Raw genomic sequence first — 26,037 nt, 5'->3', positions numbered from 1 at the left:
GGTGGAAGGTGGTATTGGCTTAACACCTGTCCCCTGCACTTGCTTCTTAGGCTGGCCCTTTACGCCACGCCTCGAAGGAAGCGGCCATGCCCGACACCAATCCCCTCCTGCAACACTGGACGCTGCCACCGTGGCCAGCGATTCACGCCGAGCATCTGCTGCCGGCCGTCAACGGCATCATTGCCGACAATCGACGCATCATCGCCCAGATAATCGCCAGTCAGACCGAACATCCCGGCTGGGATGATCTGGTGTTGAGCATCGATGAGGCCGATGCCCGCCTCGAAGAAGTCCGCTCGATTCTCGAAACGTTGTCGATGGTCAGGTCCGACGATGCCATTTGGCTCGTGGAAAGCGCCAAGGCGCTTCTGGCAATCAATCAGTATCGCTCCGAAAAAGCCCGAAACCGCCCGTTGTACGAGGCTTACCGGCGTTTGGCGCAGAGCTCGATCGCCTGCAGTTTCGATGAATCGCGCAACATCGCACTGACGCGGATTCTGCGCCGATTCAAGCAGTCGGGCATTGAGCTTCCCACCGCGCAACAGCAGGAACTAGCGCGGTTGAACCGCGAGATCGGCGGGTTGGAGTTCGCGTTTCTGGACAACCTCGAGCGCTGGGCCGAGGCGTGGAGCAAACGTGTTGACGATATTGCGCTGCTTGCGGGCCTGTCGCCGGCGATGAAGGATCGACTCGCACTTGCCGCACGCGAGGCCGGGCATGACGGCTGGCTGATCCGCCTGGACCAGAACACCTGCCAGCACATCCTCAAGTACGCCGAGAACCGCGCCTTGCGGGAGGAGTGCTGTATTGCCTACATGACCCGCGCCTCCGATCAGGGGCCCCTGGCCGGCCGCTTCGATAACGGCCCGGTGCTGAAGAAGCTGCTCGCCCTGCGCCAGCAGAAAGCCCGTTTGCTCGGCCATGAAAACGCCGCGCAACTGAGCCTGGCCAAAAACAGCGCCGCGACGACGGCATGGGTCAGCGGTTTTCTCCAGGGTCAGGCGGCGCAGCTGGCACCTGCCCTCGCGCAGGATGCAGAACAACTGGCGACCTTCGCGCAGCAATGCGGGATCGACCGGGTCCAGCCGTGGGATGAGGACTTCCTCGCCGAACAATGGCGCCAGCAGCAGTTTCCCTGTGCGCTTGAAAACCTGCGGGATTACTTCCCGCTCGAGGACACCCTGCGCAGGCTCTTTCTGTTCTGCGAGCGAATGTTCGGGATCCGCATCGTCGAGCGGTCCGGCGGTGTGCACTGGCACGATGATGTGCGCCTGCTGGAAGTCAGCGAACATGAGCAGGTCATCGGCTACATCTACCTCGACCCGTTTCACCGCGATGGCGCTGCAGATTTCCCCGGCACCTCCACACTGCGCAATCGCCGGATCAACGCCGAAGGCCGCCCGGCGCTGCCGATTGCCCTGCTCTACAGCAATTTCACACCCGCCACCGACACCCATCCGTGCCGGCTCGAAATCGACGATCTGCGGGTGCTGTTTCATGAGTTTGGCCATTGCCTGCAACATGTGCTGACGTGCTCGCCCCATTACAGTCTGTCCGGCATCCAGCAACTGGGCCATGAAGCGGCTGAGTTTTCCGGGCAGTTGTTCGAGCAGTGGTGTTTGTCGCGGGAGTTTGTGCTGTGGCTCGGCGCGCATTTTCAAACCGGCGAACGCCTTAGCGCCGGACGGGTCGACGCGGCACTGTCAGCCACTCAATCCCACTCCAGCCGGCAACAGGCCTTGTTGCTGATGGGGGCGATGATCGACTTCGAACTGCACCTGAGCCACGGCGATGGGCGCTCGGTCGAGGAGGTTTGCAACGATGTACACCGCAGCCTGGGTCATCTGCATCTGCCGGACGATCACCGGTTCGCCAATGGTTTCGACTACATGGTGACCCAGTACGACGCCTCGGTTTACGCCTACGTCTGGTCGGGCGTGCTGGCTCAGGAAGCGTTCAAGCGCTTCAGCCGCGACTGGGTGTTCAACGCAAAAACCGGCTGTGAGTTTCGTGCAACGTTCTTTGCGCCGGGGGCGGGGCGTCCGTTGCTGGACGCGGTGGAAGCGTTCATCGGCCGGCCGGCCGCCGGCCTCGTTGACGGAGAGGCCGGACGAGTTACTTCAGATTGACCGTCTGAAACCAGCTCTTCATCGAGCACGTCGCAAACGCGCTGGTGCTGCAATCGCCATTGGCCAGCGCGATGCGCAATTTGTCGACATCGGCCTGCATCACGTAGCGCACGCTGTCCCGGAAGTGACCACTCTCACCAAAGCCGCCCTGAGTCATTTCATTCAGAGCGTCTTCCTTGCTCCAGCCCTGCACGACGATCCGGTACATCGCCGCCATCAGGCCGGTGCGATCGGAACCGTGCTTGCAGTGCATCAACACCGGGCCGTCGGCTTCGGCGGACTGGATGGCACGCAGGGTCTTGAGCACATCACTGTCGTCCACGTGATTGGTGCGATAGGGCAACTGCACCTGATGGATACCGGGGGCTTTCAGCCAACTGGAGTCCGCTTCCGGCAGGAAGTTGATGACCGTGGCCACCTTCAGGTTGTTCAGCAACGGTACCGCACCGTCATCGGGGAGCGCGCTGCGGTACAGCGTGGGCGACATCTGGAACAGGTTGTATTGCACTTCTACCGGTTGTGCCCACTCGACGGGACGAGGAGCCGGGGCTTGCGCAGCCCGGGCGGGAATCCAGCTGAACAGGGCAAGTAGCGACAAACAGAAGGCGGAGGAATAACGCGTCAGGAACATGCTTTACGTTGACCGTGTGGGTTTCGTCAGTGAAGGCCGCAGCTTGCGAGCCACGCAGTCAAATCCCCGTGAGGCGCTTGTAAAAGAATCGTGAAGACACCGGTTCCCTTGGTTGAAAAGCGGTCTTTTTTGGGCTGAATCGGTTCATCTTGTTGCTTAGCCTGCTACCATTTGTCACATCATGTTGCAGACGCGTCCCCCCTTTCCGGGTCATTCCGGCCACGTTGCAGCCAGAAAAATCTTGAGCCGTTCACAGAAACGGCTGACAACCATCAATGCCTGATGAGGTGCATCCCCATGTCTGATGAAGATCGAGACAACCCGCGCCGTGAGTTTTTGCGCAAATCCCTGACCCTGATTCCGGTCGTGACTCTGGCCGGCAGCGGACTCGGCAGCACGGTGCTGCAAGCAGCGCCCGAAAGCGCGCCTGCCACAGCCCCGGCAAAATCGGCCGCCGTTGCAGCCAGCACTTATCAGCCGAGCTACTTCACCGCCGAAGAGTGGGCGTTCATCAATGCCGCCGTCGCGCAATTGATTCCCAACGATGCGCAGGGTCCAGGGGCTCTGGAGGCCGGCGTACCGGAATACATCGATCGTCAGATGAACACCCCGTACGCCGCCGGTGCCCTTTGGTACATGCAGGGCCCGTTCAACGCCGACGCCGCGCCGGAGATGGGCTGGCAGAGCAAACTGGTGCCAAAAGAGATCTATCGCCTCGGCATTGCCGCCACGGATCAGTGGGCAAAATCCATCAACGGTAAAACATTTGCCGAGCAAGACAGCGCTACCCGAGACGATTTGCTCAAGCAGCTTGAAGCCGGAAAACCCCAATTCGACGCGGTTCCGGCGAAGATTTTCTTCAGTCTGCTGCTGCAAAACACCAAGGAAGGGTTCTTCTGCGACCCGATCCACGGCGGCAACAAAGGCATGGTCGGCTGGACCATGATCGGCTTCCCCGGCGCCCGCGCCGATTTCATGGATTGGGTGGAACGCAACGAGCAGTACCCCTTCCCGGCAGTTTCGATTCGCGGCGAGAGGGCGTGAGCATGGCAACGGTAATGAAGAAGGTCGACGCAGTGATCGTCGGTTTCGGCTGGACGGGCGCGATCATGGCCAAGGAACTGACCGAAGCCGGGCTCAACGTGCTGGCGCTGGAACGCGGGCCGATGCAGGACACCTACCCGGACGGCAACTATCCCCAGGTGATCGACGAACTCACCTACAGCGTGCGGAAAAAACTCTTCCAGGACGTTTCCAAAGAAACCGTCACCATCCGCCACAGCGTCAACGACATCGCCCTGCCGAATCGCCAACTGGGCGCGTTCCTGCCGGGCAATGGCGTAGGCGGCGCCGGGCTGCACTGGTCGGGCGTGCACTTTCGGGTCGACCCGATCGAGTTGCGCATGCGCAGCCACTACGAAGAGCGCTACGGCAAAAGCTTCATCCCCAAGGACATGACCATCCAGGACTTCGGCGTCAGCTACGAAGAGCTGGAACCGTTCTTCGACTTCGCCGAAAAAGTCTTCGGCACCTCCGGCCAGGCCTGGACCGTGAAAGGCCAACTGGTCGGCCAGGGCAAGGGCGGCAACCCGTACGCAGCGGATCGCTCGAACCCGTTCCCGCTGGAAGCGCAGAAGAACACGGTTTCCGCACAGCTGTTCGGCAAAGCGGCTACGGAGGTGGGTTACAAGCCCTACAACCTGCCTTCCGCAAATACTTCAGGGCCGTACACCAACCCTTACGGCGCGCAGATGGGCCCGTGCAACTTCTGCGGTTTCTGCAGCGGTTATGTTTGCTACATGTATTCCAAGGCGTCGCCGAACGTGAACATTCTGCCGGCGCTGAAGCCGCTGCCGAATTTCGAACTGCGGCCTAACGCTCATGTGCTGCGGGTCAACCTCGACAGCACGAAAACCAAAGCCACCGGCGTCACCTACATCGACGGACAGGGTCGCGAGATCGAGCAACCGGCGGATCTGGTAATCCTCGGCGCGTTCCAGTTGCACAACGTGCGCCTGATGCTGCTCTCCGGCATCGGCAAACCCTACGACCCGGTCACCGGTGAGGGTGTGGTCGGGCGCAACTTCGCCTACCAGAACATGGCCACCATCAAGGCGTTCTTCGACAAGGACACCCACACCAACAACTTCATCGGTGCCGGCGGCAACGGTGTCGCGGTGGATGATTTCAACGCCGACAACTTCGACCACGGACCGCATGGCTTCGTCGGTGGCTCGCCGATGTGGGTCAACCAGGCCGGCAGCCGACCGATCGCCGGCACCTCCAACCCGCCGGGCACTCCGGCCTGGGGCAGTGCGTGGAAACGCGCGACCGCCGATTACTACACCCACCAGGTGTCGATGGACGCCCACGGCGCGCATCAGTCCTACCGTGGCAACTACCTCGATCTGGACCCGGTGTACCGCGATGCCTACGGCATGCCGCTGCTGCGGATGACGTTCGACTGGCAGGAAAACGACATCAAGATGAACCGTTTCATGGTCGAGAAAATGGGCAAGATTGCAGAGGCCATGGGCCCGAAAGCCATCGCCGTGATCGGCAAGAAAGTCGGCGACCACTTCAACACCGCGTCGTACCAGACCACCCACCTCAATGGTGGCGCGATCATGGGCACCGATCCGAAGACCAGCGCGCTGAACCGCTACTTGCAGAGCTGGGACGTGCACAACGTGTTCGTTCCGGGCGCCTCGGCATTCCCGCAAGGCCTGGGTTACAACCCGACCGGCCTGGTTGCCGCGCTGACCTACTGGTCGGCAAAAGCGATCCGCGAGCAATACCTGAAAAACCCCGGCCCGCTGGTTCAGGCTTAAGGAGCGATGACCATGAAGACTCTCGTTATCGCGACCCTGGCGCTGCTCGGCAGCACTGCCGTTCACGGCGCCGAAGTTGATCGATCCTTGATCAAACAAGGCGAATACCTCGCCCGCGCCGGTGACTGCGTGGCCTGCCACACGGCCAAGGACGGCAAGCCGTTCGCCGGCGGCCTGCCGATGGAAACCCCGATCGGCACGATCTACTCGACCAACATCACCCCGGATAAAACCGGCGTCGGTGACTACAGTTTCGAGGACTTCGACCAGGCCGTGCGGCATGGCGTGGCCAAAAATGGCAGTACCTTGTACCCGGCGATGCCGTACCCGTCCTACGCCCGCGTCAGCGAATCCGACATGCAGGCGCTCTACGCCTACTTCATGCACGGCGTGGAACCAGTGACGCAAGAGAACAAGGCCAGCGACATCCCGTGGCCACTGAGCATGCGCTGGCCGCTCATGGGCTGGCGCTGGCTGTTCGCGCCGAAGGTCGAGGACTACAAACCCGCGTCGGACGATGCCGTTGTCAGCCGTGGGGCGTATCTGGTGGAAGGCCTCGGACATTGCGGCGCCTGCCACACGCCGCGAGCCCTGACCATGCAGGAAAAATCCCTCAGCGCGGCCGAAGGCAGCAGTTTTCTGTCAGGCAGTGTGCCGCTGGAAGGCTGGATCGCCAAAAACCTGCGCGGCGACCACAAGGACGGTCTCGGCAGCTGGAGCGAAGAGCAACTGGTGCAGTTTCTCAAGACCGGTCGCAGCGACCGCAGCGCGGTGTTCGGCGGCATGAGCGACGTGGTCACCCACAGCATGCAGTACATGACCGACGCCGACCTGACCGCGATTGCCCGTTACCTGAAATCGTTGCCGGCCAATGATCCTGCCGACCAGCCGCACCAGTACGACGAGAAAGCCGCCAAGGCCTTGTGGAACGGTGACGACAGCCAGCGTGGTGCGTCGGTGTACATCGACAACTGCGCCGCCTGCCACCGCACCGACGGCCATGGCTACACCCGGGTGTTCCCGGCACTGGCAGGCAATCCGGTGTTGCAATCGGACGACCCGACCTCGCTGATTCACATCGTGCTCAAGGGTGGCACCCTGCCTGCGACGCACACGGCACCGTCCACCTTTACCATGCCGGGTTTCGCTTGGCGTCTGTCGGATCAGGAAGTGGCGGATGTCGTGAGCTTTATTCGTGGCAGTTGGGGTAACAAGGGCGCTCCAGTCAAGGCCGCTGATGTCGCCGAGCTGCGCAAGGACGATATGAAGCAAACCTCGAACGATGACCTTGGCCAGGTGACACAGCACAACTGACTGTTCGCCCAACGGCACTAGTCAGATCCACAGCGCCTCGATACTGTATATACACACAGTATCGAGGCACTGCCATGTCCATCCCTCTTCCTCCGCGCGGTCGCGGTACCGCCGCCAACCCGCACAACCGTTTCGCGCCGAGTCGTTCGGTGGCCGAGGATGACGGCTGGTTTCAGGAAGTGCCTTTGACCCAGGGCACCGAAGTCAGCTTCGAAACCGCGAAGACCATCATCACCCGCAACACCTCGCCGGACCTGCCCTTCGACCGTTCGATCAACCCCTATCGCGGCTGCGAGCATGGCTGCATCTATTGCTACGCACGGCCGAGCCACGCCTATTGGGACATGTCGCCGGGGCTGGATTTCGAAACGAAGCTGATCGCCAAGACCAACGCCGCCCAGTTGCTGGAGGAGCAGATGGGGAAAAAAGGCTATCAATGCGCGCCGATCAACCTCGGCTCCAACACCGATCCCTATCAGCCGATCGAACGCGAACACCGGATCACCCGCCAGACCCTCGAAGTGCTGCTGCGCTATCGGCACCCGGTGACCATCGTCACCAAGGGCTCGCTGATCCTGCGCGATCTCGATCTTCTTACCGAACTGGCGCAGCAACGGCTGGTGGCGGTGATGATCAGCCTCACCACCCTGGACGACGAACTCAAACGCATCCTCGAACCCCGCGCCGCCGCGCCCAAGGCCCGGTTGCGGGCGATCCGGGTCATGCGCGAGGCGGGGATTCCGGTCGGTGTGTTGTGTTCGCCGATGATTCCGATGATCAACGACAGCGAAATCGAAAGCCTGCTGACCGAAGCTCACGCGGCCGGCGCCCAAAGCGCGGCCTACATGATGCTGCGCCTGCCGCTGGAAGTAGCGCCGCTGTTCGAGGAATGGCTTGAAGCGCACTACCCGCAGCGCGCCGCCCATGTACTGAGCCTGATCCGCCAGAGCCGTGGCGGCGAGCTGTACGACAGCCGTTTCGGTGCCCGGATGCGCGGTGAAGGGCCGTTCGCCGACCTGCTCGCCCAGCGCTTCGCCAAAGCGTTAAAGCGCCTGGGGCTCAATCATCGCGAAGGCTTCAACCTCGACTGCACGGCCTTCTGTCCGCCGGGTCGCCAGATGGCGCTGATTTAGGGACAATTGGCCTATGGTTGAGAGGAAGGAATGCTTGACCCGGTTTACGCCGGTCACGTTTTTTGTGACCTGGAACACACGTTCTAGAGCGCTTGATTCAGTTTGAGTTAAGTTTCGGCGGTTACCTTGTTCATCGAGTGACTGACGGGTCGGGATGGCCCGGATGTTCTAAACAGCCACTGGCTTCACACCGGAATACACGGGAACGACTCCCCGAATCCGCCAATGAGGATGAATCATGAGTGACAAGGATAAACAGCCGTTGGCTGCGTCGGCGCAAGCCGCCCCTGTGGCGGAATCCGCCGATGCAGCGTTGAAGCATATCGTTGACGGCTTTTTGCATTTTCATCATGAGGTCTTTCCGCAGCAGGAAGAACTCTTCAAGAAACTCGCCACGGCCCAGTCGCCACGGGCGATGTTCATCACCTGCGCCGACTCGCGCATCGTGCCCGAACTGATTACCCAGAGTTCTCCCGGCGATCTGTTCGTGACCCGTAACGTCGGCAACGTGGTGCCACCCTACGGCCAGATGAACGGCGGCGTTTCCACCGCCATCGAATACGCGGTACTGGCCCTTGGCGTGCAGCACATCATCATCTGCGGCCACTCCGATTGCGGCGCCATGCGTGCGGTGCTCAACCCGGACAGCCTGGAAAAAATGCCGACGGTCAAAGCCTGGCTGCGCCACGCCGAAGTCGCGAAAACCATGGTGCATGACAACTGCAACTGCACCGACGAAAAAGAAAGCATGCCGATCCTCACCGAGGAAAACGTCATCGCCCAACTGCAGCACTTGCGTACCCATCCTTCGGTAGCCTCGCGCATGGCGAACGGTCATCTGTTCATCCATGGCTGGGTCTACAACATCGAAACCAGCGAAATCAAAGCTTACGACGCGGATCAGGGTTGCTTCCTGCCGCTCGACGGCAGCCATCCGATCCCGGTGGCGACGCCCAAAGCGCGCTTCTGAATCCTCCTAAAAATCTGTGTGGTTTGACGCCGGCCGCTGTTTCAGCGGCCAGGCCTCGCCACGCCTGAAGAAAACTTCGGGAGTATCGCCATGCGTGCGGCTCAATTGAAAGCTGTGTTGCCACGGGAGCTGCTTGCTTCAGTGGTTGTGTTTCTGGTTGCCCTGCCGCTGTGCATGGGCATTGCCATTGCGTCAGGGCTGCCGCCGGCCAAAGGCCTGATCACCGGGATTATCGGCGGTCTGGTGGTGGGCTGGCTGGCGGGTTCGCCGTTGCAGGTCAGCGGGCCGGCGGCGGGTCTGGCGGTGCTGGTGTTCGAGCTGGTGCGCCAGCACGGCATCGAAATGCTCGGGCCGATCCTGCTGCTCGCCGGTTTCCTGCAACTGGTGGCCGGACGGCTGAAGCTCGGTTGCTGGTTCCGGGTCACGGCGCCAGCGGTGGTGTACGGCATGCTCGCGGGGATTGGCGTGCTGATCGTGCTGTCGCAAGTGCATGTGATGCTCGACGCTTCGCCCAAGCCCTCTGGTCTGGACAATCTGACGGCATTCCCCGGCGCGGTGGCGCAGGCCTTGCCGTCCTTTGGGTGGCAGGCCGGGTTGCTCGGGCTCGCAACCATCGCCGTGATGTGGCTGTGGGAGAAATTCCGCCCGCATTCGCTGCGCTTCATTCCCGGCGCGTTGCTCGGTGTCGGGTTGGCGACAGGCGCCAGCCTGCTGCTGGCGCTGCAAGTGAAGCGGGTTGAAGTGCCGGCGAATCTGGCCGAAGCCATCGACTGGCTGAAACCGGCGGACCTGCTCAGCCTGGCTGACCCGACGCTGCTGATCGCCGCGTTCGCCGTAGCCTTCATCGCCAGCGCCGAAACCCTGCTGTCTGCCGCCGCGGTGGATCGCATGCACAGCGGCCCGCGTTCGGATTTCGACCGTGAGCTGTCGGCGCAAGGTGTCGGTAATATGCTCTGCGGTCTGGTCGGCGCGCTGCCGATGACCGGGGTGATCGTGCGCAGTTCGGCCAACGTCCAGGCGGGCGCCACCACGCGCTACTCGACAATTTTCCATGGCCTGTGGCTGCTGGCGTTCGTGCTGTTGCTGTCGAGCGTGTTGCAGAGCATTCCGGTGGCGAGTCTGGCGGGCGTTCTGGTCTACACCGGTTTCAAACTGGTGGATCTCAAGGCGTTCCGTGGTCTGGGCCGATATGGCCGGATGCCGATGTTCACCTACGCCGCCACGGCGCTGGCGATCATCTTCACCGACCTGTTGACCGGCGTGCTGATCGGTTTCGGCCTGACTCTGGTGAAGCTGGCGTTCAAGGCCTCGCGCCTGAAAATCAGCCTGATCGACCTGCCGCAGGACGGGGAAATGGAGTTGCGTCTGGTGGGCGCGGCAACGTTCCTCAAAGTGCCGGCACTGACGCAGGTGCTGGGCAGCATTCCGCCGGGCACAACGGTGCATGTGCCGCTCAATAACCTGAGCTACATCGACCATTCGTGTCTGGAACTGCTCGAAGAGTGGGGTCGGGCGAATGCGGCCAAGGGGGCGAAACTGTTGATCGAGTCGCGCGGGTTGAAGCGACGGCTCGAGGGGCGGATCCGTACCACTACCGGGATCGGTGCGGCGGGCTGAAAACATTTGGGGGAACAGAGCAATCTGTTCCCCCAATCGTTTGCGCCGAGATCAAGCCGCAGGCTGATCCAGCTCCAGGCCCACGCCCAGACGGCGACTCATGCACGGCCAGCGTTTCCACGCCGCACCGGTGTCCGGGCTGCTGAGTTTCTCGCGGTAGGCTTCAACCGACTCCAGCGCAAAGCTGTCGTCGTCGAGCATGCTGTCCACCGCGTGATGCACCACTTCGTCGAGTTGGTTGGCAAATTCCTCACCGATCAACTGGTGAGCAATCAGATTGGCGACCGTCATGTCCAAGGGGATCAGTGGCTGGCCGAAATGCTTGATGTACAGGTCGTTGACCTCTTCGACAAAACGGTGCGCCAGATAGGCTTCGTCCAGCAGACTGTCCAGGCCCACAGGTGGCTGGAGAAAGTACTGCTCGGCGATTTTCAGCACCGGTTTGATCTGTGACTCGATTCCCGCTTCCCTGGCGACTTCATTGGCTGCATCCAGCAGGTCTGGCACTTCATCGATGTAGGCGGCGACAAAACGCGTCAGCACGCCGTTGGCGTCGGTTTCCGGCAACTGGATGGCCGGGTGCAGGTGTTGCAGTTGGGCTTCCAGCTGACGGGTCAGCTTTCCGGTTTCAATCTCGTGTTGTCGGGCTATGTGGATCTGCTCGCGCAATGCGGCGGTGTTCATGAAAACTCCAGGAAACAAGGCAATGAAATAGGGAAGACATAACTTAGCTGGCTTACGAAAAATGCTAAGACGCATTTGTCATAATTATTTCATCCTTGATGCAACGGCGTTATATCGGTTTGCCACCACTCGTCTGCATCCTTCTCCATTCGTGCCCTGGAACGCAAGTGCCAGCTGTTTCATTCGATTTACGTCCTCACATTGCATTTTTCAGCCGCTGTCTATACTCGCCAGTGAATGGAGTTAGCTGATGACGCCCGACTGCACCCGCAGCAAGGCCCGGCGATTCAAGTTCGTAGTCTGATGCAGCCGATCCCTTGCCGCAGGCGAAAGCCGGCGGGATAACAAGAACGATAAGGGGAACCCGCAATGATGCGACATCCACACGTCTGGATGGGCCTCCTGTTGTGGTCGATTTTCAGCCCGGTGCAAGCTGCCTGGACTGTGAATATGGCGCCTGGAGCGACTGAAATCAGTCACGCAGTATTCGACCTGCACATGACCATTTTCTGGATCTGTGTGGTGATCGGGATCATCGTCTTCGGCGCCATGTTCTGGTCGATGATGGTGCACCGCCGTTCTACCGGGCAGGTCGCCGCAAAATTCCACGAAAGCACCACCGTCGAAATTCTCTGGACCGTCGTACCGCTGCTGATCCTGGTGGCGATGGCCGTTCCGGCGACCGCGACCCTGATCAAGATGTACGACACCAGTGAGCCGGATATCGATATCCAGATCACCGGTTATCAGTGGAAGTGGCACTACAAATACCTGGGCCAGGACGTCGAGTTCTTCAGCAACCTGGCCACGCCCGCCGAGCAGATCCACAACAAGGAAGCCAAGGGCGAGCACTACCTGCTCGAGGTCGACAAGCCATTGGTGCTGCCGACCGGCGCCAAGGTGCGCTTCCTCGTGACCTCCGCCGACGTGATCCACTCCTGGTGGGTGCCGGCCTTCGCGGTCAAGCGCGATGCGATTCCCGGGTTCGTCAACGAGGCCTGGACCCGCATCGACAAGCCCGGCCTCTACCGTGGCCAGTGCGCCGAACTGTGCGGCAAGGACCACGGCTTCATGCCGATCGTGGTCGACGTCAAGGAGAAGGCCGACTACGAAAAATGGCTCGCCGAGCGCAAGGCCGAAGCATTGCAGCTCAAGGAGCTGACCAGCAAGGAATGGACCCTCGACGAACTCAAGGAACGTGGCGACAAGATCTACCACACCACCTGCGTCGCCTGTCACCAGGCCGAAGGCCAGGGCCTGCCGCCGATGTTCCCGGCCCTCAAGGGCTCGAAAATCGCCACCGGTCCGAAAGACGCGCACCTGAGCATTGTCTTCCACGGCAAGCCCGGCACCGCCATGGCGGCGTTCGGCAAGCAGCTGTCGGAAGTCGATATCGCAGCGGTCGTGACCTACGAACGTAACGCCTGGGGCAACAACAAGGGCGACATGGTCACGCCAAAAGAAGTGCTGGAGCTGAAACAGGCGGAAAGCAAATGAGCCGGTCTATTGCGTACTTCGTGAACCGGTCGGGGCCCTGCGTCCCGGCCTGCCCAGTCCACTCACTTGAAGGAGACCGGCCATGAGCGCTGTCATCGATGACCACGGTCATGCCGAGCACGACCACGCCCACGGCCCCGCCAAAGGCCTGATGCGCTGGGTGCTGACCACCAACCACAAGGACATCGGCACGCTGTACCTGTGGTTTGCGTTCTGCATGTTCCTGCTCGGCGGCTCGTTCGCCATGGTGATCCGCGCCGAGCTGTTCCAGCCCGGCCTGCAGATCGTGCAGCCGGAATTCTTCAACCAGATGACCACCATGCATGGTCTGGTGATGGTATTCGGGGCGGTGATGCCAGCGTTCGTCGGCCTCGCCAACTGGATGATCCCATTGATGGTCGGCGCGCCGGACATGGCCCTGCCGCGGATGAACAACTTCAGCTTCTGGCTGCTGCCGGCGGCGTTCCTGCTGCTGGTCTCGACCCTGTTCACCGCCGGTGGCGGGCCGAACTTCGGCTGGACGTTCTACGCACCGCTGTCCACCACCTATGCGCCGGAAAGCGTGACGTTCTTCATCTTCGCCATCCACCTGATGGGGATCAGTTCGATCATGGGCGCGATCAACGTTATCGCCACCATCCTCAACCTGCGCGCCCCCGGCATGACCCTGATGAAAATGCCGCTGTTCGTCTGGACCTGGCTGATCACCGCGTTCCTGCTGATCGCGGTGATGCCGGTGCTGGCCGGGTGCGTGACGATGATGCTGATGGACATCCACTTCGGCACCAGCTTCTTCAGTGCCGCCGGTGGCGGTGACCCGGTGCTGTTCCAGCATGTGTTCTGGTTCTTCGGCCACCCCGAGGTGTACATCATGATCCTGCCGGCCTTCGGTGCCGTCAGCCAGATCATCCCGACCTTCTCGCGCAAGCCGCTGTTCGGCTACACCTCGATGGTCTACGCCACGGCGAGCATCGCGTTCCTGTCGTTCATCGTCTGGGCGCACCACATGTTCGTGGTGGGCATCCCGCTGGTGGGCGAGTTGTTCTTCATGTACGCGACGATGCTGATCGCGGTGCCGACCGGGGTGAAGGTGTTCAACTGGGCCAGCACCATGTGGCAAGGCTCGATGACCTTCGAGACGCCGATGCTGTTTGCCGTGGCGTTCGTGATCCTGTTCTCGATCGGCGGTTTCTCCGGGCTGATGCTGGCCATCGCCCCGGCGGACTTCCAGTACCAGGACACCTACTTCGTGGTCGCGCACTTCCACTACGTACTGGTGCCGGGGGCGATCTTCGGGATCTTCGCGTCGGCCTATTACTGGCTGCCGAAATGGACCGGCCACATGTACGACGAAACCCTGGGCAAGCTGCACTTCTGGTTGTCCTTCGTCGGCATGAACCTGACGTTCTTCCCGATGCACTTCGTGGGTCTGGCGGGCATGCCCCGGCGGATTCCGGACTACAACCTGCAATTCGCCGACTTCAACATGGTGTCGTCGATCGGCGCGTTCATGTTCGGTGCCACGCAGATTTTCTTCCTGTTCATCGTGATCAAGACCATCCGTGGCGGCGAGCCGGCACCGGCCAAACCGTGGGATGGCGCCGAAGGTCTGGAATGGAGCGTGCCGTCACCGGCGCCGTATCACACCTTCACCACGCCGCCGGAAGTGAAATGAACCCTGTAGCCGTTGAGGGCCGCCACCATGGCTGACTCGATTTCGATGAAGAAACTGGTCACCCGACTGCTCGGTGTGGTGGTGGCGATGTTCGTCTTCGGTTTTGCCCTGGTGCCGATCTACGACGTGATGTGCAAGGCGTTCGGCATCAACGGCAAGACCGCCGGGCAGTACGAGGGCGAGCAGACCGTCGATGCCACGCGGCAGGTGCGGGTGCAGTTTCTGTCGACCAACACCGCCGACATGCCGTGGGACTTCTACCCCAAGCATGACGAACTGACGGCCAACCCCGGCGCGGTGAACGAGATGATCTTCATCGCGCGCAATCCCACCGACAAACCGATGAGCGCGCAAGCGGTGCCAAGCATCGCGCCGAGCAATGCGGCGGCGTATTTCCACAAGACCGAATGCTTTTGCTTTACCCAGCAGGTGCTGCAGCCCGGTCAGCAGATCGAGATGCCGGTGCGTTTCATCGTTGACCGCGACATGCCCAAGGACGTGAAGCACCTGACGCTGTCCTACACGCTGTTCGATATCACCGCCCGACATCCTCCGGTGGCTGCAAACACTGGCGGTTAAGCGTGCCCGATAAGGAGAACAATAAATGGCAACTCATGAGCACTATTACGTCCCGGCCCAGAGCAAGTGGCCGATCGTGGCCACGGTGGGGATGTTCGTCACCGTGTACGGTCTGGCGACCTGGTTCAACGATCTGAAGGCAGCCCGTCCGGAATCCCACGGCCCGCTGATCTTTTTCGTCGGCGGACTGTTGCTGGCGTACATGCTGTTCGGCTGGTTCGGCACGGTGATCAAGGAAAGCCGCGCGGGGTTGTACAGCCCGCAACTGGACCGCTCGTTCCGCTGGGGCATGAGCTGGTTCATCTTCTCCGAGGTGATGTTCTTCATCGCCTTCTTCGGCGCGCTGTTCTATGTGCGGCACATTTCCGGTCCGGCGCTGGGTGGAGAAGGCACCAAAGGCATCGCCCACATGCTCTGGCCGAACTTCCAGTTCACCTGGCCGCTGCTGCACACGCCGGATCCGAAACTGTTCCCGCCGCCCAAGGAAGTCATCAGCCCCTGGGGCCTGCCGCTGATCAACACCATCCTGCTGGTGAGCTCCAGCGTGACCATCACCATCGCCCACCACGCGCTGAAGAAAGGTCATCGCGGCGCGCTGAAACTGTGGCTGGCGATCACCGTGCTGCTGGGCTGCGCGTTCCTCGGTTTCCAGGCCGAAGAATATATCCACGCCTACCACGAACTGGGGCTGACCCTCGGCTCGGGCATCTACGGCGCGACGTTCTTCATGCTCACCGGTTTCCACGGCGCCCACGTGACCATCGGCACGATCATTCTGTTCGTGATGCTGATGCGCATCATGAAGGGCCACTTCGACAACGAACATCAGTTCGGTTTCGAAGCGGCGAGCTGGTATTGGCACTTCGTCGATGTGGTGTGGATCGGCTTGTTCATCTTCGTTTACGTGCTCTGAGGATCAGCTCACCAAGGCGCGTGCGACACCAGTTGGCCGCTGTAGAAACCCCAGGCAATCAAGCCGACGGTGCAAGCGGCCAATGCCACCCGAACACTCAAGGCGATCACCAGTCGATTCGAGCTGCTGTCGTCCTTGACCAGGAAAAACAGGCCGCTGAACAGGCTGACCACCGTGGCAATCAGCATCAGGACGATGGCTGCTTTGAGCATGGGAAGAACTCCGGGGGAACAAGCGATGCACTTGAGTATAGCGATCGCACTCACTGATTTTCTGGCGCGACCATGAAGCGCTTCCGGCCGGGCGTGGTGCCGACACTGGTGGTCGGCCTGCTGCTGCCGTTGCTGATTTCGCTGGGCTTCTGGCAACTGGGCCGGGGCGCGGAGAAAACCGCCCTGCTCGCCAGCTACGCCGAACGCCGCGCCGCCGAACCGATGGCCAGCACCGAGTTGCTGCACAGCGCCGATCCGGCCTTTCGCCGGGTCCATCTGCACGGCCAGTTCGATGCCGCCCACAGCCTGTTGTTGGACAACCGTCAGCGCAACGGCAAGGTCGGCGTCGAATTGCTGCAACCGTTTCAGGATCAACGCAGCGGCCAGTGGCTGCTGGTCAATCGCGGCTGGCTGCCGTGGCCGGACCGGCGCACGGCCCCGCAATTCAATACGCCGGCCGACGCCGTGAATGTCGATGCCTGGGTGTATGTCGCCCCCGGCGCCACCTTCCAGCTGCATGCCGATCCGGTCAGCAGCAGCTGGCCGCAAACCGTCACCGCCATCGAACCCGCGAAGCTGTGGAAAACCCTCGAACGCGACGGCTTCGCCTACGAATTACGCGCCGAACCCGGCCCCGCCAGCTATCAGACCGACTGGCCGGTAGTTGCCATGGGCCCGGAAAAACACCTCGGTTACGCGGTGCAGTGGTTCGCCATGGCCACCGCCCTGCTCGGTCTCTACCTCTATCTCGGCTGGCACAACGCAAAGGAGAAACACCATGGGAGCGGCCATGAATCCACCCAGCATGTCTGAAGCAAAGGCCCCGGCCAGTCGCCGTCGCGGACGCATCCAGCTGCTGTTGATCGTGCTCGGCGTGGTCGGGCCGATGATCCTCGCCACCGGCATGTACAAGTTGCAGTTCTGGGTACCGGAAGGTCGCAGCTATCACGGCGAACTGATCGGCAACGGCCAGACCCGCGCCGACCTCGGCATTCAGGCTGACGAAACGCGCTGGCAGATGCTGGTGACCGCGCCGAAGGATTGCGCGGTGGACTGCCAGCAACTGGTGTACCTGGCGCGGCAGATCCAGATTGGACTGGGCCGTGAAGCCGGGCGCGCCAGCCACGCCCTGGCCGCTGCGCAACCACTGGCCGCCGACTACGAAGCCAAGCTGACCCGCGAATACCCGCAGCTGCAACGCTACCCGCTGGACGCAGCCACCTTCAGCAAGGCCACGGGCGACAAGGCCACGCCGCAACTGTGGATCATCGATCCCCACGGCAACCTCGTGCTGCGCTACGACCCGAGCGTCAAGGGCAAGGATCTGCTCAACGACCTGCGCCACCTGCTGAAACTGTCGAACATCGGATAAGGGCATCGTCATGGCCAAACCTGGATTTCGCCTCGCGCTGTTTGCCACCCTGCTGGCACTGATCGTGGTGCTGCTCGGCGCCTACACCCGCCTGACCCACGCCGGCCTCGGCTGTCCGGACTGGCCGGGCTGCTACGGATTCATCAGCGTGCCGAAAAGCGAAGCCCAACTGGCCCATGCCGAACTGCATTACCCGGACTCGCCAGTAGAGGCGCACAAAGGCTGGAACGAGATGATCCACCGCTACTTCGCCGGCACCCTCGGCATGCTGATTTCAGTGTTGGCCGGGCGGGCGTGGGTTAACCGCCGTCATCCGGGGCAACCGCTGAAGCTGCCACTGTTTCTGCTGGCGGTGGTGTTCGCCCAGGCGGCGTTCGGCATGTGGACGGTGACACTCAAGCTCTGGCCGCAAGTGGTGACCGGGCATTTGCTCGGTGGCTTCGCGACCTTGAGCCTGCTGTTTCTGCTGACGTTGCGACTGTCCGGCGTGCTGCCGGCGCTGACCGTGCCCAAGCGTCTGCAATATTGGGCGACTGCCGGATTGCTGTTGGTGATCGGCCAGATTGCGCTGGGTGGCTGGGTCAGTTCCAACTATGCGGCCGTGGCCTGTATCGACTTCCCGACCTGTCACGGCCAATGGCTTCCGCCGGCGGATTTCGCCAACGGCTTTCACCTGACCCAACACATCGGCCCCAATTACCTCGGCGGGCAACTCGACAGCGATGCACGCACGGCGATTCACCTGACCCACCGCATTGGCGCGTTGCTGGTGACGGTCGTCCTGCTTGGTCTGGCCTGGCAACTGAAAGTGGTCGGCATGACCCGACTGGCCGGGCTGGTGCTGATCGCCCTCGCCGCGCAGATCACCCTCGGCATCAGCAACGTGCTGTTCCATCTGCCGCTGCCGGTGGCCGTGGCGCATAACGCCGGCGGTGCAGTGCTGCTGCTGACGATGGTGCTGGTCAACTACCACGCGCGGACCAGCCTGGTTCGGGTCAAGCAGCCGATAATCGCGCGCTGGCGCCTGAGCCCGCGTAAGCACTCGGCGGCGCCCATCACTATTAAAGGAGAGACGCCATGGCGATTCTGATCGGCGAACGTCCGGCGCAGGGGCTGTGGCGTGATTACCTTGAGCTGACCAAACCGAAAGTCGTGGTGCTGATGCTGATCACCTCGCTGGTGGGCATGTTCCTCGCGACCCGCGCCGGCGTGCCGTGGACGGTGCTGGTGTTCGGCAATCTGGGAATCGCGCTGTGTGCCGGTGGCGCGGCGGCGGTCAATCATGTGGTGGACCGGCGCATCGATGCGGTCATGGCCCGCACCCACAAACGGCCGCTGGCCGAGGGCCGGGTTTCGCCCACAGGAGCACTGACCTTTGCGCTGGTGCTGGCGTTGCTCGGCCAGGCCTTGCTGCTGACCTTCACCAACCCGCTGACCGCGTGGCTGACCCTGGCCTCGCTGCTGGGCTACGCGGTGATCTACACCGGCTTCCTCAAGCGCGCGACGCCGCAGAACATCGTCATCGGCGGCCTCGCCGGCGCCGCACCGCCGCTGCTCGGCTGGACCGCTGCCACTGGCCACGTCAGCGCCGAACCGTTGCTGCTGGTGCTGATCATCTTCGCCTGGACCCCACCGCACTTCTGGGCGCTGGCGATCCACCGCAAAGAGGAATACGCCAAGGCCGACATTCCGATGCTGCCGGTCACCCATGGCGAGCACTACACCAAGGTGCACATTCTGCTGTACACCTTCGCCCTGCTGGCGGTCAGCCTGTTGCCGTATGTGATCCACATGAGCGGCCTGCTTTACCTGATCTGTGCGCTCGGGCTGGGCGCAAGGTTTCTGCAATGGGCCGTGGTGCTGTACCGTGGCACTCGGCCGCACGCGGCGATCAACACCTTCAAGTACTCTATCTGGTACTTGTTTCTGCTGTTCATCGCCCTGCTCGTAGACCACTACTTACTGTTGAACCTATGACTCGAACCCAGAAAACCGTCTTCATCCTCGTCGCCGTGATCGCGCTGATCCTCGGCCTGACCGTCAACAAAGTGCTGAGCGGCAAGGGCCAGGGCGACCCGACCGCACTGATCGACGCCGGCATCATCCTGCTGCCGCAGAGCCGCAACCTGCCGGACGTGACGATGACCAATCAGGACGGCCAACCGGTCACGGTCAACGAGCTCAAGGGCAAGTGGAGCCTGCTGTTCTTCGGCTACACCTTCTGCCCGGACATCTGCCCGACCACCCTCGCCCAGCTGCGCCAGATCAAGAGCGAACTGCCGAAGGACGCTGTGGATAAATTGCAGATCGTGCTGGTCAGCGTCGACCCGAACCGCGACAACCCTGCGCAGTTGAAGCAGTACCTGGGCTACTTCGATCCACAGTTCATCGGCCTGACGCCGAAGTCGATCGACGAGCTGCAGAAGGTGGCGAACGCGGTGAGCATTCCGTTCATTCCGGCGGACACCAGCAAGCCGAACTACACAGTGGATCACAGTGGGAACCTGGCAGTGATCGGGCCGGACGGGACGCAGCGTGGGTTTATTCGGGCGCCGTTGAACAACGCCAAGCTGGTGGCGCAATTCCCGGTTATGCTCAACCGCAAGTAAGAACAGCACTGTTCCAATGTGGGAGCGGGCTTGCTCGCGAATGCGGTGTGTCAGTCGACCTATGTTTATCTGACCCACCGCTTTCGCGGGCAAGCCCGCTCCCACAGGGGCTGTGTTTTGGGCACAAAAAAGGGGACGCCACTGGCGTCCCCTTTTTCGTTGCGGCGTCCGAATCAGAACGCCGGCAACACCGCGCCTTTGTACTTCTCGGTGATGAATTTCTTCACTTCCGGGCTGTGCAGCGCAGCGGCCAGTTTCTTCATGGCGTCGCTGTCCTTGTTGTCCGCGCGGGAGACCAGGATGTTCACATAAGGCGAGTCGCTGCCTTCGATGACCAGCGCATCCTTGGACGGATCGAGCTTGGCTTCCAGCGCGTAGTTGGTGTTGATCAGCGCCAGATCGACCTGGGTCAGCACGCGCGGGATGGTCGCGGCTTCCAGTTCACGGATCTTCAGGTCTTTCGGATTCTGGGCGATGTCCTTGACGGTCGACAGGATGTTGGTCGGATCCTTCAGGGTGATCACGCCGGCCTTGGCCAGCAGCAACAGCGCACGGCCGCCATTGGTGGCGTCGTTCGGGATCACCACGTTGGCGCCGCTTGGCAGCTCTTCGATTTTCTTGAACTTGCTGGAGTAGGCGCCCAGCGGTTCCAGGTGCACGCCGGTCACGGAAACCAGGCTGGTGCCCTTGGCCTTGTTGAACTCATCGAGGTACGGCTGGTGCTGGAAGAAGTTGGCGTCCAGACGCTTCTCGGCCACCTGGACGTTCGGCTGAACGTAGTCGGTGAAGACCTTGACCTTCAGATCCACGCCTTCTTTGGCCAGTACCGGCTTCACGAATTCGAGGATTTCCGCGTGCGGCACCGGAGTGGCAGCAACGGTCAGGGTTTCGTCGGCGTGGGCCGAGAACGCTGCAACGGCAGCCAGGGCAACGATCAGTTTTTTCATTCAGCTAACTCCTTTTTACGGCGCCCGTCTGGCGCCTGCCAGCGAATGGCCGGCTCATGTCATTACAAAACCGGTTATTTGCGCGAGAAGTGCACGACCAGTCGGTCGCCTACCATTTGCAACACTTGCACCAGAATCAGCAGCAACACCACGGTCACGATCATCACGTCGGTCTGGAAGCGCTGATAGCCGAAACGGATCGCCAGGTCACCCAGGCCACCGGCGCCGACCACACCGGCCATCGCAGTGTAGGAAACCAGTGTAATCGCCGTCACCGTAATTGCTGCGAAGATGCCTGGACGGGCCTCCGGCAGCAAAGCGTTCATGATGATCTGGCGAGTGGTCGCGCCCATCGACTGGGTCGCTTCGATGATGCCGCGATCCACTTCACGCAGGGCGGTTTCCACCAGCCGCGCGAAGAACGGCGTTGCACCTACCACCAGCGGCGGAATCGCACCGGCCACGCCCAGCGAGGTGCCGGTGATCAGCACGGTGAACGGGATCATCACGATCAACAGAATAATGAACGGCAGCGAACGCAGGATGTTCACCACCAGCGACAGCAAGGCGTACACGCCTTTGGCTTCGAGCAACTGACGCGGGCTGCACAGGAACAGCAGCACGCCCAGCGGCAGGCCGAGCAGCACGGTGAACAGCAGCGAACCGCCGAGCATCATCAGGGTGTCGCCGGTAGCGAGCCAGATTTCGTACCAGTCGATATTGGTGAAGAAACTCATCAGGTCTTCCATTAGCGCAACACCTCCATGTGAACGTCAGCGGCGGTGAAGCGGGCGAACGCCGCTTCCATGTCGCCACCGGTGACGGCGAGGGTCAATTGCCCGTAAGGAATGTCTTTGATGCGGTCGATACGACCGGCCAGGATGCTGTAGTCCACACCGGTTTCCCGGGCGACGGTACCGAGCAACGGCGCGTAGGTCGCTTCGCCCTGAAAGGTCAGACGCACGATGCGGCCCGGCACGTGAGCGAAGTCATCGCGCTGCTCGCTCTCGTCGATCTGTTCGTCTTCCTGCACGAACCGCTTGGTGGTCGGGTGCTTCGGATGCAGGAACACATCGGCCACCGAACCTTGCTCGACGATCACACCGGCGTCCATCACGCCGACCTGATCGCACACGCGGCGGATCACATCCATCTCGTGGGTAATCAGGACGATGGTCAGCTTCAGCTCGCGGTTGATCTCGGCCAGCAGTTGCAGGACCGACGCGGTGGTCTGCGGGTCGAGGGCGCTGGTGGCTTCGTCGCACAGCAGGATTTTCGGCTTGGTCGCCAGAGCGCGGGCGATGCCGACGCGCTGCTTCTGACCGCCGGACAGCTGCGCCGGGTACTTTTTGGCGTGATCGGACAGACCGACCCGCGCCAGCAACTCGGCCACACGCTGGTCGATCTCGGCACGGGACAGTTCACCGGCCAGGGTCAGCGGCAGCGCGACGTTGTCGGCCACGGTCTTGGACGCCAGCAGGTTGAAGTGCTGGAAGATCATCCCGACCTGCTGACGGAAACGGCGCAGGCCGTTGGCGTCCAGCGCGGTGACTTCTTCGCCGTCGACGATGATCTTGCCGCCACTGGATTGCTCCAGGCGATTGATCAGACGCAGCAGGGTACTTTTTCCCGCACCGGAATGGCCAATCAGGCCGAACACCTGACCGTTCTCGATGGAGAAGCTGGTCGGGTGCAGCGCGGTGATGTCCTTACCGGCGACGCGGTAAGTCTTATGGACGTTTTGAAACTCGATCACGTAGCGAACCTTGTGGGGCGCGTTGGAAAAGGATCAGCGGTTAGCCGGGCGCGCATTTTAGCCTGTCCGTATAGAGGTTCTTAGCATTTATTTCGCAAATAACCTTCGATTTGGCAATAACAGGATCAAAGGTCATAAAAAAGGAACGCCCGAAACCCTCGTCAGTCACTACTTAAGCGACTTGAAAACCCTGGGTGCCGTGCCTGGGAAACACTCAAGCGTTCCGGGGCAATCCCGGGACAAACAGGAGTTCATGACTGATGAGTACCAAGAAACCTGCCAATGACAAAAGCCAACTGGCCGGCACCGATACCCCGGATCGCGCCAACACCAATGCCAAACTCGACAGCCTGGAGAAGTTTCGCTCCGACGCTACCGGTCAGGCCCTGCGCACCAACCAGGGCGTGAAAATTGCTGATAACCAGAACACCCTCAAGGCCGGGGCTCGCGGGCCGTCGCTGCTGGAAGACTTCATCATGCGTGAAAAGATCACGCACTTTGACCATGAACGGATTCCGGAGCGCATCGTCCATGCTCGCGGCACCGGCGCCCATGGTTTCTTTCAGAGCTACGAGAACCATTCGACGTTGACCAAGGCCGGTTTCCTGCAGGATCCGGGGAAGAAAACCCCGGTGTTCGTGCGTTTTTCCACGGTTCAGGGACCGCGTGGTTCCGGCGATACCGTGCGTGACGTGCGTGGTTTTGCCGTGAAGTTCTTCACCGACGAAGGCAACTTCGATCTGGTCGGCAATAACATGCCGGTATTTTTCATACAGGACGCGATCAAGTTTCCCGACTTCGTCCACGCGGTGAAACCCGAACCGCATAACGAGATCCCTACCGGCGGCTCGGCTCACGACACGTTCTGGGATTTTGTGTCGCTGGTACCGGAATCGGCGCACATGGTGATCTGGGCGATGTCCGACCGGGCCATCCCGAAAAGCCTGCGCAGCATGCAGGGCTTCGGCGTGCACACCTTCCGGCTGATCAATGCCGAGGGCAAATCGCGCTTCGTCAAATTCCACTGGCGCCCTAACGCCGGCACCTGTTCTTTGGTGTGGGACGAGGCGCAAAAACTTGCGGGCAAAGATACCGACTACCATCGGCGCGATCTCTGGGAAGCCATCGAAATGGGCGACTATCCGGAATGGGAGCTCGGCGTTCAGGTCATCGAAGAGGAAAACGAGCACGACTTCGATTTCGACATCCTCGACCCGACCAAACTGATTCCCGAGGAAATCGTTCCGATCACGCCGCTGGGCAAGATGACCCTCAACCGCAACCCGGACAACTTCTTTGCCGAGACCGAGCAGGTCGCGTTCTGCCCAGGCCATATCGTGCCGGGGATCGACTTCTCCAATGACCCGCTGCTGCAAGGCCGGTTGTTTTCCTACACTGACACGCAAATCAGCCGACTCGGCGGGCCGAACTTTCATGAGCTACCGATCAATCGCCCGGTCGCACCGTTCCACAACGGCCAGCGCGATGCCCAGCACCGCACGGTGATCGACAAGGGCCGCGCGTCCTACGAACCGAATTCCATCGATGGCGGCTGGCCGAAGGAAACCCTGCCGGCCGCGCAGGATGGCGGGTTCGAGAGTTACCCGGAGCGCATCGACGCCAACAAGATCCGTCAGCGCAGCGAGTCGTTCAGCGACCACTTTTCCCAGGCGCGGCTGTTCTTCAAAAGCATGAGCAAGCACGAGCAGGAACACATCATCTCGGCTTACAGCTTCGAACTGGGCAAGGTTGAGCGCGAGCACATTCGGGCGCGGGAAGTGAACGAGATCCTGGCCAACATCGATCTGGAACTGGCCAAGCGCGTGGCGCAGAACCTTGGCTTGCCGGCACCGGCCAAAGGCACGGTCGACGTGCCGAAAACATCACTGGATCACTCGCCATCGCTGAGTCAGGCGAACCTGCTGCCGGAGAACATCAAGACGCGAAAAGTCGCGATCCTGGCGGCCAACGGCGTCGATGGTGCGGCCATCGATGCGATGAAGAAGGCGCTGGCGGCAGAAGGTGCGCACGCCAAACTGCTCGGCCCATCGTCTGCGCCGGTGAAAACCGCCGATGGCAAAAGCCTGGCGGTGGATGCGTCGATGGAAGGGCTGCCGTCGGTGGCGTTCGACGCGGTGTTCGTGCCGGGTGGCGCGGCGTCGGTCAAGGCATTGAGCGGTGACGGCGTGGCGTTGCATTACCTGCTGGAGGCGTACAAACACTTGAAGGCGATTGCGCTGCAAGGCGAGGCCAAGCAGTTGCTGGACGTGCTGAAGCTGGAGGCGGATGCAGGGTTGATCGAAGGCAAGGATGTGAAGGCGTTGACCCAGCCGTTCTTTGCGGCGATCGGGCAGCATCGGGTCTGGGATCGTGAGGCGAAGGCCAAGGCGATTCCGGCCTGAAAGAAACCGCAGCCTGCGAAAAGCAGGCTGCGGTTAATTCAAGGTTTGCGCGGGCTCAGAACCATCTGCGCCGGCACGGTGCGCAGAATCTGTTTCTCGATCTTCAGATCGAAATCCGGATCGAGCTTCTTCACACGCTTGGTGATCAACGTTGCCAGCCACGGGTAATCATTGGTGCGCGGGGCCTGAATGCTCACCGCACAGTCGTAATTCACCACATCGGCGGCGATCGCATCCAGTTGGCGGCGAAGTTTGCGGCTATCGGTGATGTTCAGCGCGACCGTGGTGCTCTCGGCGGTCGGATCGATCACCTTGGCTTTCGGCTTGGCTTCAGCGGCCTGCAGCGCTGCTTCGGCTTTCTCCAGTTCAGCCTTGCGCGCTTCGGTAATCGCGCCATTGACGCCACCGGTCAGCGCCGGGGCCTTGGGCATCAGCACGCGGGCACGGGCCAGCGCGGTCGCTGCTGCATTCACATCACCCTTCTGCAGGACGATCTGGCTGCGGCGCAGATAGGCTTCGGCCAACTGGCGCTGGTATTGCTCAAGGGATTGATCGTTGGGTGTTTCGGCCTGTAAGGCTGCCAATTGGTCTTCGGCAGTGGCCAGTTCGCTGCTGGCCAGGCTTTGCTCCAGCTGTGCGATGGCCGTGGCCCGCGCATCGGGGACTTCGGTCACCGGCGGCGTGCTTTGGCAGGCGCCCAGCAGCACGGAAAAGGCCACAAGGAGCAGATAACGGGAGGCGAACGGCTTCATTCCTGCGACTCTCT

Annotated in this window: 24 protein-coding genes; 17 read left to right on the top strand and 7 right to left on the bottom strand. The window is 61.4% G+C overall.

Translation table 11 applies throughout. The features are described 5' to 3' along the window. Positions 1-86: 86 nt before the first annotated feature. Positions 87-2,129, top strand: a complete 2,043-nt coding sequence (locus KJY40_RS01410) for a M3 family metallopeptidase (RefSeq protein WP_230734546.1) — start codon at positions 87-89, stop codon at positions 2,127-2,129. Here KJY40_RS01410 and KJY40_RS01405 read toward each other — a convergent pair. Continuing rightward, positions 2,116-2,760, bottom strand: coding sequence for a phosphatase domain-containing protein (locus KJY40_RS01405; protein ID WP_230734543.1), 645 nt, complete (start codon positions 2,758-2,760; stop codon positions 2,116-2,118). The genes KJY40_RS01410 and KJY40_RS01405 overlap by 14 nt on opposite strands. A 297-nt stretch (positions 2,761-3,057) precedes the next feature. On the opposite strand from KJY40_RS01405, the gene KJY40_RS01400 reads away from it, so the two are divergent. The 6 genes from KJY40_RS01400 to KJY40_RS01375 all read left to right on the top strand — a co-directional run bounded on the left by KJY40_RS01400 (position 3,058) and on the right by KJY40_RS01375 (position 10,625). Beyond that, positions 3,058-3,804, top strand: coding sequence for a gluconate 2-dehydrogenase subunit 3 family protein (locus KJY40_RS01400; RefSeq protein WP_230734541.1), 747 nt, complete (start codon positions 3,058-3,060; stop codon positions 3,802-3,804). A 2-nt stretch (positions 3,805-3,806) separates the two neighbouring features. After that, the gene (locus KJY40_RS01395; protein ID WP_230734539.1) at positions 3,807-5,591 is read left to right on the top strand and encodes a GMC family oxidoreductase; all 1,785 of its coding nucleotides are present in this window, start codon (positions 3,807-3,809) and stop codon (positions 5,589-5,591) included. 12 nt (positions 5,592-5,603) lie between these two features. Further along, the gene (locus KJY40_RS01390) at positions 5,604-6,905 is read left to right on the top strand and encodes a c-type cytochrome (RefSeq protein ID WP_230734537.1); all 1,302 of its coding nucleotides are present in this window, start codon (positions 5,604-5,606) and stop codon (positions 6,903-6,905) included. A 74-nt stretch (positions 6,906-6,979) separates the two neighbouring features. After that, the gene (locus KJY40_RS01385) at positions 6,980-8,038 is read left to right on the top strand and encodes a PA0069 family radical SAM protein (RefSeq protein ID WP_230734535.1); all 1,059 of its coding nucleotides are present in this window, start codon (positions 6,980-6,982) and stop codon (positions 8,036-8,038) included. Between the two features lie 238 nt (positions 8,039-8,276). Next, positions 8,277-9,008 (top strand): carbonic anhydrase, encoded by a 732-nt coding sequence (locus KJY40_RS01380; protein ID WP_127796512.1) that lies wholly within the window; start codon positions 8,277-8,279, stop codon positions 9,006-9,008. Positions 9,009-9,098: 90 nt separating this feature from the next. Then, positions 9,099-10,625 (top strand): SulP family inorganic anion transporter, encoded by a 1,527-nt coding sequence (locus tag KJY40_RS01375; protein ID WP_230734533.1) that lies wholly within the window; start codon positions 9,099-9,101, stop codon positions 10,623-10,625. A gap of 51 nt (positions 10,626-10,676) precedes the next feature. Here KJY40_RS01375 and KJY40_RS01370 read toward each other — a convergent pair whose 3' ends face one another. After that, a complete protein-coding gene (locus tag KJY40_RS01370) occupies positions 10,677-11,309 on the bottom strand; it encodes a hypothetical protein (protein WP_129973324.1) in 633 nt (210 codons plus the stop codon). A gap of 369 nt (positions 11,310-11,678) precedes the next feature. On the opposite strand from KJY40_RS01370, the gene coxB reads away from it, so the two are divergent. The 4 genes from coxB (at position 11,679) to KJY40_RS01350 (ending at position 15,973) form a co-directional block, all read left to right on the top strand. Further along, positions 11,679-12,806, top strand: coding sequence for a cytochrome c oxidase subunit II (gene coxB, locus KJY40_RS01365; protein WP_102718512.1), 1,128 nt, complete (start codon positions 11,679-11,681; stop codon positions 12,804-12,806). An 82-nt stretch (positions 12,807-12,888) separates the two neighbouring features. Then, a complete protein-coding gene (gene ctaD, locus KJY40_RS01360; protein WP_230734531.1) occupies positions 12,889-14,481 on the top strand; it encodes a cytochrome c oxidase subunit I in 1,593 nt (530 codons plus the stop codon). Positions 14,482-14,508: 27 nt separating this feature from the next. Then, a complete protein-coding gene (locus tag KJY40_RS01355; protein WP_085606414.1) occupies positions 14,509-15,060 on the top strand; it encodes a cytochrome c oxidase assembly protein in 552 nt (183 codons plus the stop codon). Between the two features lie 25 nt (positions 15,061-15,085). Further along, a complete protein-coding gene (locus KJY40_RS01350; RefSeq protein ID WP_011331798.1) occupies positions 15,086-15,973 on the top strand; it encodes a cytochrome c oxidase subunit 3 in 888 nt (295 codons plus the stop codon). 8 nt (positions 15,974-15,981) lie between these two features. On the opposite strand, the gene KJY40_RS01345 is transcribed toward KJY40_RS01350, so the two are convergent. Next, complete coding sequence (locus KJY40_RS01345; protein ID WP_064379555.1) at positions 15,982-16,185, bottom strand: twin transmembrane helix small protein; 204 nt, start codon at positions 16,183-16,185, stop codon at positions 15,982-15,984. A gap of 72 nt (positions 16,186-16,257) precedes the next feature. On the opposite strand from KJY40_RS01345, the gene KJY40_RS01340 reads away from it, so the two are divergent. Genes KJY40_RS01340 through KJY40_RS01320 form a run of 5 tightly spaced genes read left to right on the top strand, consistent with a single transcriptional unit; the run spans position 16,258 to position 20,166 of the window. Continuing rightward, entirely contained in the window at positions 16,258-16,998 is a 741-nt protein-coding gene (locus KJY40_RS01340) for an SURF1 family protein (RefSeq protein ID WP_230734529.1), read from the top strand. Further along, positions 16,964-17,557: a hypothetical protein gene (locus KJY40_RS01335; RefSeq protein WP_085606407.1), complete on the top strand. Its 594-nt coding sequence runs from the start codon at positions 16,964-16,966 to the stop codon at positions 17,555-17,557. Before KJY40_RS01340 ends, KJY40_RS01335 begins: the two co-directional genes overlap by 35 nt. 10 nt (positions 17,558-17,567) lie before the next feature. After that, positions 17,568-18,647 carry a COX15/CtaA family protein gene (locus KJY40_RS01330; protein WP_230734527.1) on the top strand — a complete coding sequence of 360 codons (1,080 nt, stop codon included), beginning with the start codon at positions 17,568-17,570 and terminating at the stop codon, positions 18,645-18,647. Then, a complete protein-coding gene (gene cyoE, locus KJY40_RS01325) occupies positions 18,635-19,534 on the top strand; it encodes a heme o synthase (protein WP_230734525.1) in 900 nt (299 codons plus the stop codon). Before KJY40_RS01330 ends, cyoE begins: the two co-directional genes overlap by 13 nt. Continuing rightward, positions 19,531-20,166 carry an SCO family protein gene (locus KJY40_RS01320; RefSeq protein WP_230734523.1) on the top strand — a complete coding sequence of 212 codons (636 nt, stop codon included), beginning with the start codon at positions 19,531-19,533 and terminating at the stop codon, positions 20,164-20,166. Before cyoE ends, KJY40_RS01320 begins: the two co-directional genes overlap by 4 nt. Before the next feature lie 173 nt (positions 20,167-20,339). Here the strand turns inward: KJY40_RS01320 and KJY40_RS01315 are convergent, their stop codons facing one another. The 3 genes from KJY40_RS01315 to KJY40_RS01305 form a co-directional block, all read right to left on the bottom strand. Beyond that, positions 20,340-21,113 carry a MetQ/NlpA family ABC transporter substrate-binding protein gene (locus tag KJY40_RS01315; protein WP_007953996.1) on the bottom strand — a complete coding sequence of 258 codons (774 nt, stop codon included), beginning with the start codon at positions 21,111-21,113 and terminating at the stop codon, positions 20,340-20,342. 74 nt (positions 21,114-21,187) lie between these two features. Continuing rightward, positions 21,188-21,862, bottom strand: a complete 675-nt coding sequence (locus KJY40_RS01310; protein WP_011331789.1) for a methionine ABC transporter permease — start codon at positions 21,860-21,862, stop codon at positions 21,188-21,190. Continuing rightward, the gene (locus KJY40_RS01305) at positions 21,862-22,869 is read right to left on the bottom strand and encodes a methionine ABC transporter ATP-binding protein (RefSeq protein ID WP_230734522.1); all 1,008 of its coding nucleotides are present in this window, start codon (positions 22,867-22,869) and stop codon (positions 21,862-21,864) included. Before KJY40_RS01305 ends, KJY40_RS01310 begins: the two co-directional genes overlap by 1 nt. Positions 22,870-23,129: 260 nt before the next feature. On the opposite strand from KJY40_RS01305, the gene katE reads away from it, so the two are divergent. Continuing rightward, positions 23,130-25,271 carry a catalase HPII gene (gene katE / locus KJY40_RS01300; RefSeq protein WP_230734520.1) on the top strand — a complete coding sequence of 714 codons (2,142 nt, stop codon included), beginning with the start codon at positions 23,130-23,132 and terminating at the stop codon, positions 25,269-25,271. 38 nt (positions 25,272-25,309) lie between these two features. On the opposite strand, the gene KJY40_RS01295 is transcribed toward katE, so the two are convergent. After that, the gene (locus tag KJY40_RS01295; protein WP_230734518.1) at positions 25,310-26,023 is read right to left on the bottom strand and encodes a PA5502 family lipoprotein; all 714 of its coding nucleotides are present in this window, start codon (positions 26,021-26,023) and stop codon (positions 25,310-25,312) included. Between the last annotated feature and the right edge of the window lie 14 nt (positions 26,024-26,037).

It is taken from the genome of Pseudomonas fitomaticsae (assembly GCF_021018765.1).
Classification (GTDB): Bacteria; Pseudomonadota; Gammaproteobacteria; order Pseudomonadales; family Pseudomonadaceae; genus Aquipseudomonas; species Aquipseudomonas fitomaticsae.
This window is presented reverse-complemented; position numbering and strand designations above follow the sequence as displayed.

What these genes read in the sequence shown, in the direction of transcription:
- KJY40_RS01400 (WP_230734541.1), top strand. Translation starts at nt 3,058, where the DNA reads ATGTCTGATGAAGATCGAGACAACCCGCGCCGTGAGTTTTTGCGCAAA.
- KJY40_RS01315 (WP_007953996.1), bottom strand. Translation starts at nt 21,113, where the DNA reads ATGAAAAAACTGATCGTTGCCCTGGCTGCCGTTGCAGCGTTCTCGGCC.
- KJY40_RS01405 (WP_230734543.1), bottom strand. Translation starts at nt 2,760, where the DNA reads ATGTTCCTGACGCGTTATTCCTCCGCCTTCTGTTTGTCGCTACTTGCC.
- KJY40_RS01395 (WP_230734539.1), top strand. Translation starts at nt 3,807, where the DNA reads ATGGCAACGGTAATGAAGAAGGTCGACGCAGTGATCGTCGGTTTCGGC.
- KJY40_RS01380 (WP_127796512.1), top strand. Translation starts at nt 8,277, where the DNA reads ATGAGTGACAAGGATAAACAGCCGTTGGCTGCGTCGGCGCAAGCCGCC.
- KJY40_RS01355 (WP_085606414.1), top strand. Translation starts at nt 14,509, where the DNA reads ATGGCTGACTCGATTTCGATGAAGAAACTGGTCACCCGACTGCTCGGT.
- KJY40_RS01385 (WP_230734535.1), top strand. Translation starts at nt 6,980, where the DNA reads ATGTCCATCCCTCTTCCTCCGCGCGGTCGCGGTACCGCCGCCAACCCG.
- KJY40_RS01370 (WP_129973324.1), bottom strand. Translation starts at nt 11,309, where the DNA reads ATGAACACCGCCGCATTGCGCGAGCAGATCCACATAGCCCGACAACAC.
- KJY40_RS01390 (WP_230734537.1), top strand. Translation starts at nt 5,604, where the DNA reads ATGAAGACTCTCGTTATCGCGACCCTGGCGCTGCTCGGCAGCACTGCC.
- KJY40_RS01310 (WP_011331789.1), bottom strand. Translation starts at nt 21,862, where the DNA reads ATGGAAGACCTGATGAGTTTCTTCACCAATATCGACTGGTACGAAATC.
- cyoE (WP_230734525.1), top strand. Translation starts at nt 18,635, where the DNA reads ATGGCGATTCTGATCGGCGAACGTCCGGCGCAGGGGCTGTGGCGTGAT.
- KJY40_RS01350 (WP_011331798.1), top strand. Translation starts at nt 15,086, where the DNA reads ATGGCAACTCATGAGCACTATTACGTCCCGGCCCAGAGCAAGTGGCCG.
- KJY40_RS01375 (WP_230734533.1), top strand. Translation starts at nt 9,099, where the DNA reads ATGCGTGCGGCTCAATTGAAAGCTGTGTTGCCACGGGAGCTGCTTGCT.
- katE (WP_230734520.1), top strand. Translation starts at nt 23,130, where the DNA reads ATGAGTACCAAGAAACCTGCCAATGACAAAAGCCAACTGGCCGGCACC.
- KJY40_RS01335 (WP_085606407.1), top strand. Translation starts at nt 16,964, where the DNA reads ATGGGAGCGGCCATGAATCCACCCAGCATGTCTGAAGCAAAGGCCCCG.
- KJY40_RS01410 (WP_230734546.1), top strand. Translation starts at nt 87, where the DNA reads ATGCCCGACACCAATCCCCTCCTGCAACACTGGACGCTGCCACCGTGG.
- KJY40_RS01320 (WP_230734523.1), top strand. Translation starts at nt 19,531, where the DNA reads ATGACTCGAACCCAGAAAACCGTCTTCATCCTCGTCGCCGTGATCGCG.
- KJY40_RS01295 (WP_230734518.1), bottom strand. Translation starts at nt 26,023, where the DNA reads ATGAAGCCGTTCGCCTCCCGTTATCTGCTCCTTGTGGCCTTTTCCGTG.
- coxB (WP_102718512.1), top strand. Translation starts at nt 11,679, where the DNA reads ATGATGCGACATCCACACGTCTGGATGGGCCTCCTGTTGTGGTCGATT.
- KJY40_RS01345 (WP_064379555.1), bottom strand. Translation starts at nt 16,185, where the DNA reads ATGCTCAAAGCAGCCATCGTCCTGATGCTGATTGCCACGGTGGTCAGC.
- KJY40_RS01340 (WP_230734529.1), top strand. Translation starts at nt 16,258, where the DNA reads ATGAAGCGCTTCCGGCCGGGCGTGGTGCCGACACTGGTGGTCGGCCTG.
- KJY40_RS01330 (WP_230734527.1), top strand. Translation starts at nt 17,568, where the DNA reads ATGGCCAAACCTGGATTTCGCCTCGCGCTGTTTGCCACCCTGCTGGCA.
- ctaD (WP_230734531.1), top strand. Translation starts at nt 12,889, where the DNA reads ATGAGCGCTGTCATCGATGACCACGGTCATGCCGAGCACGACCACGCC.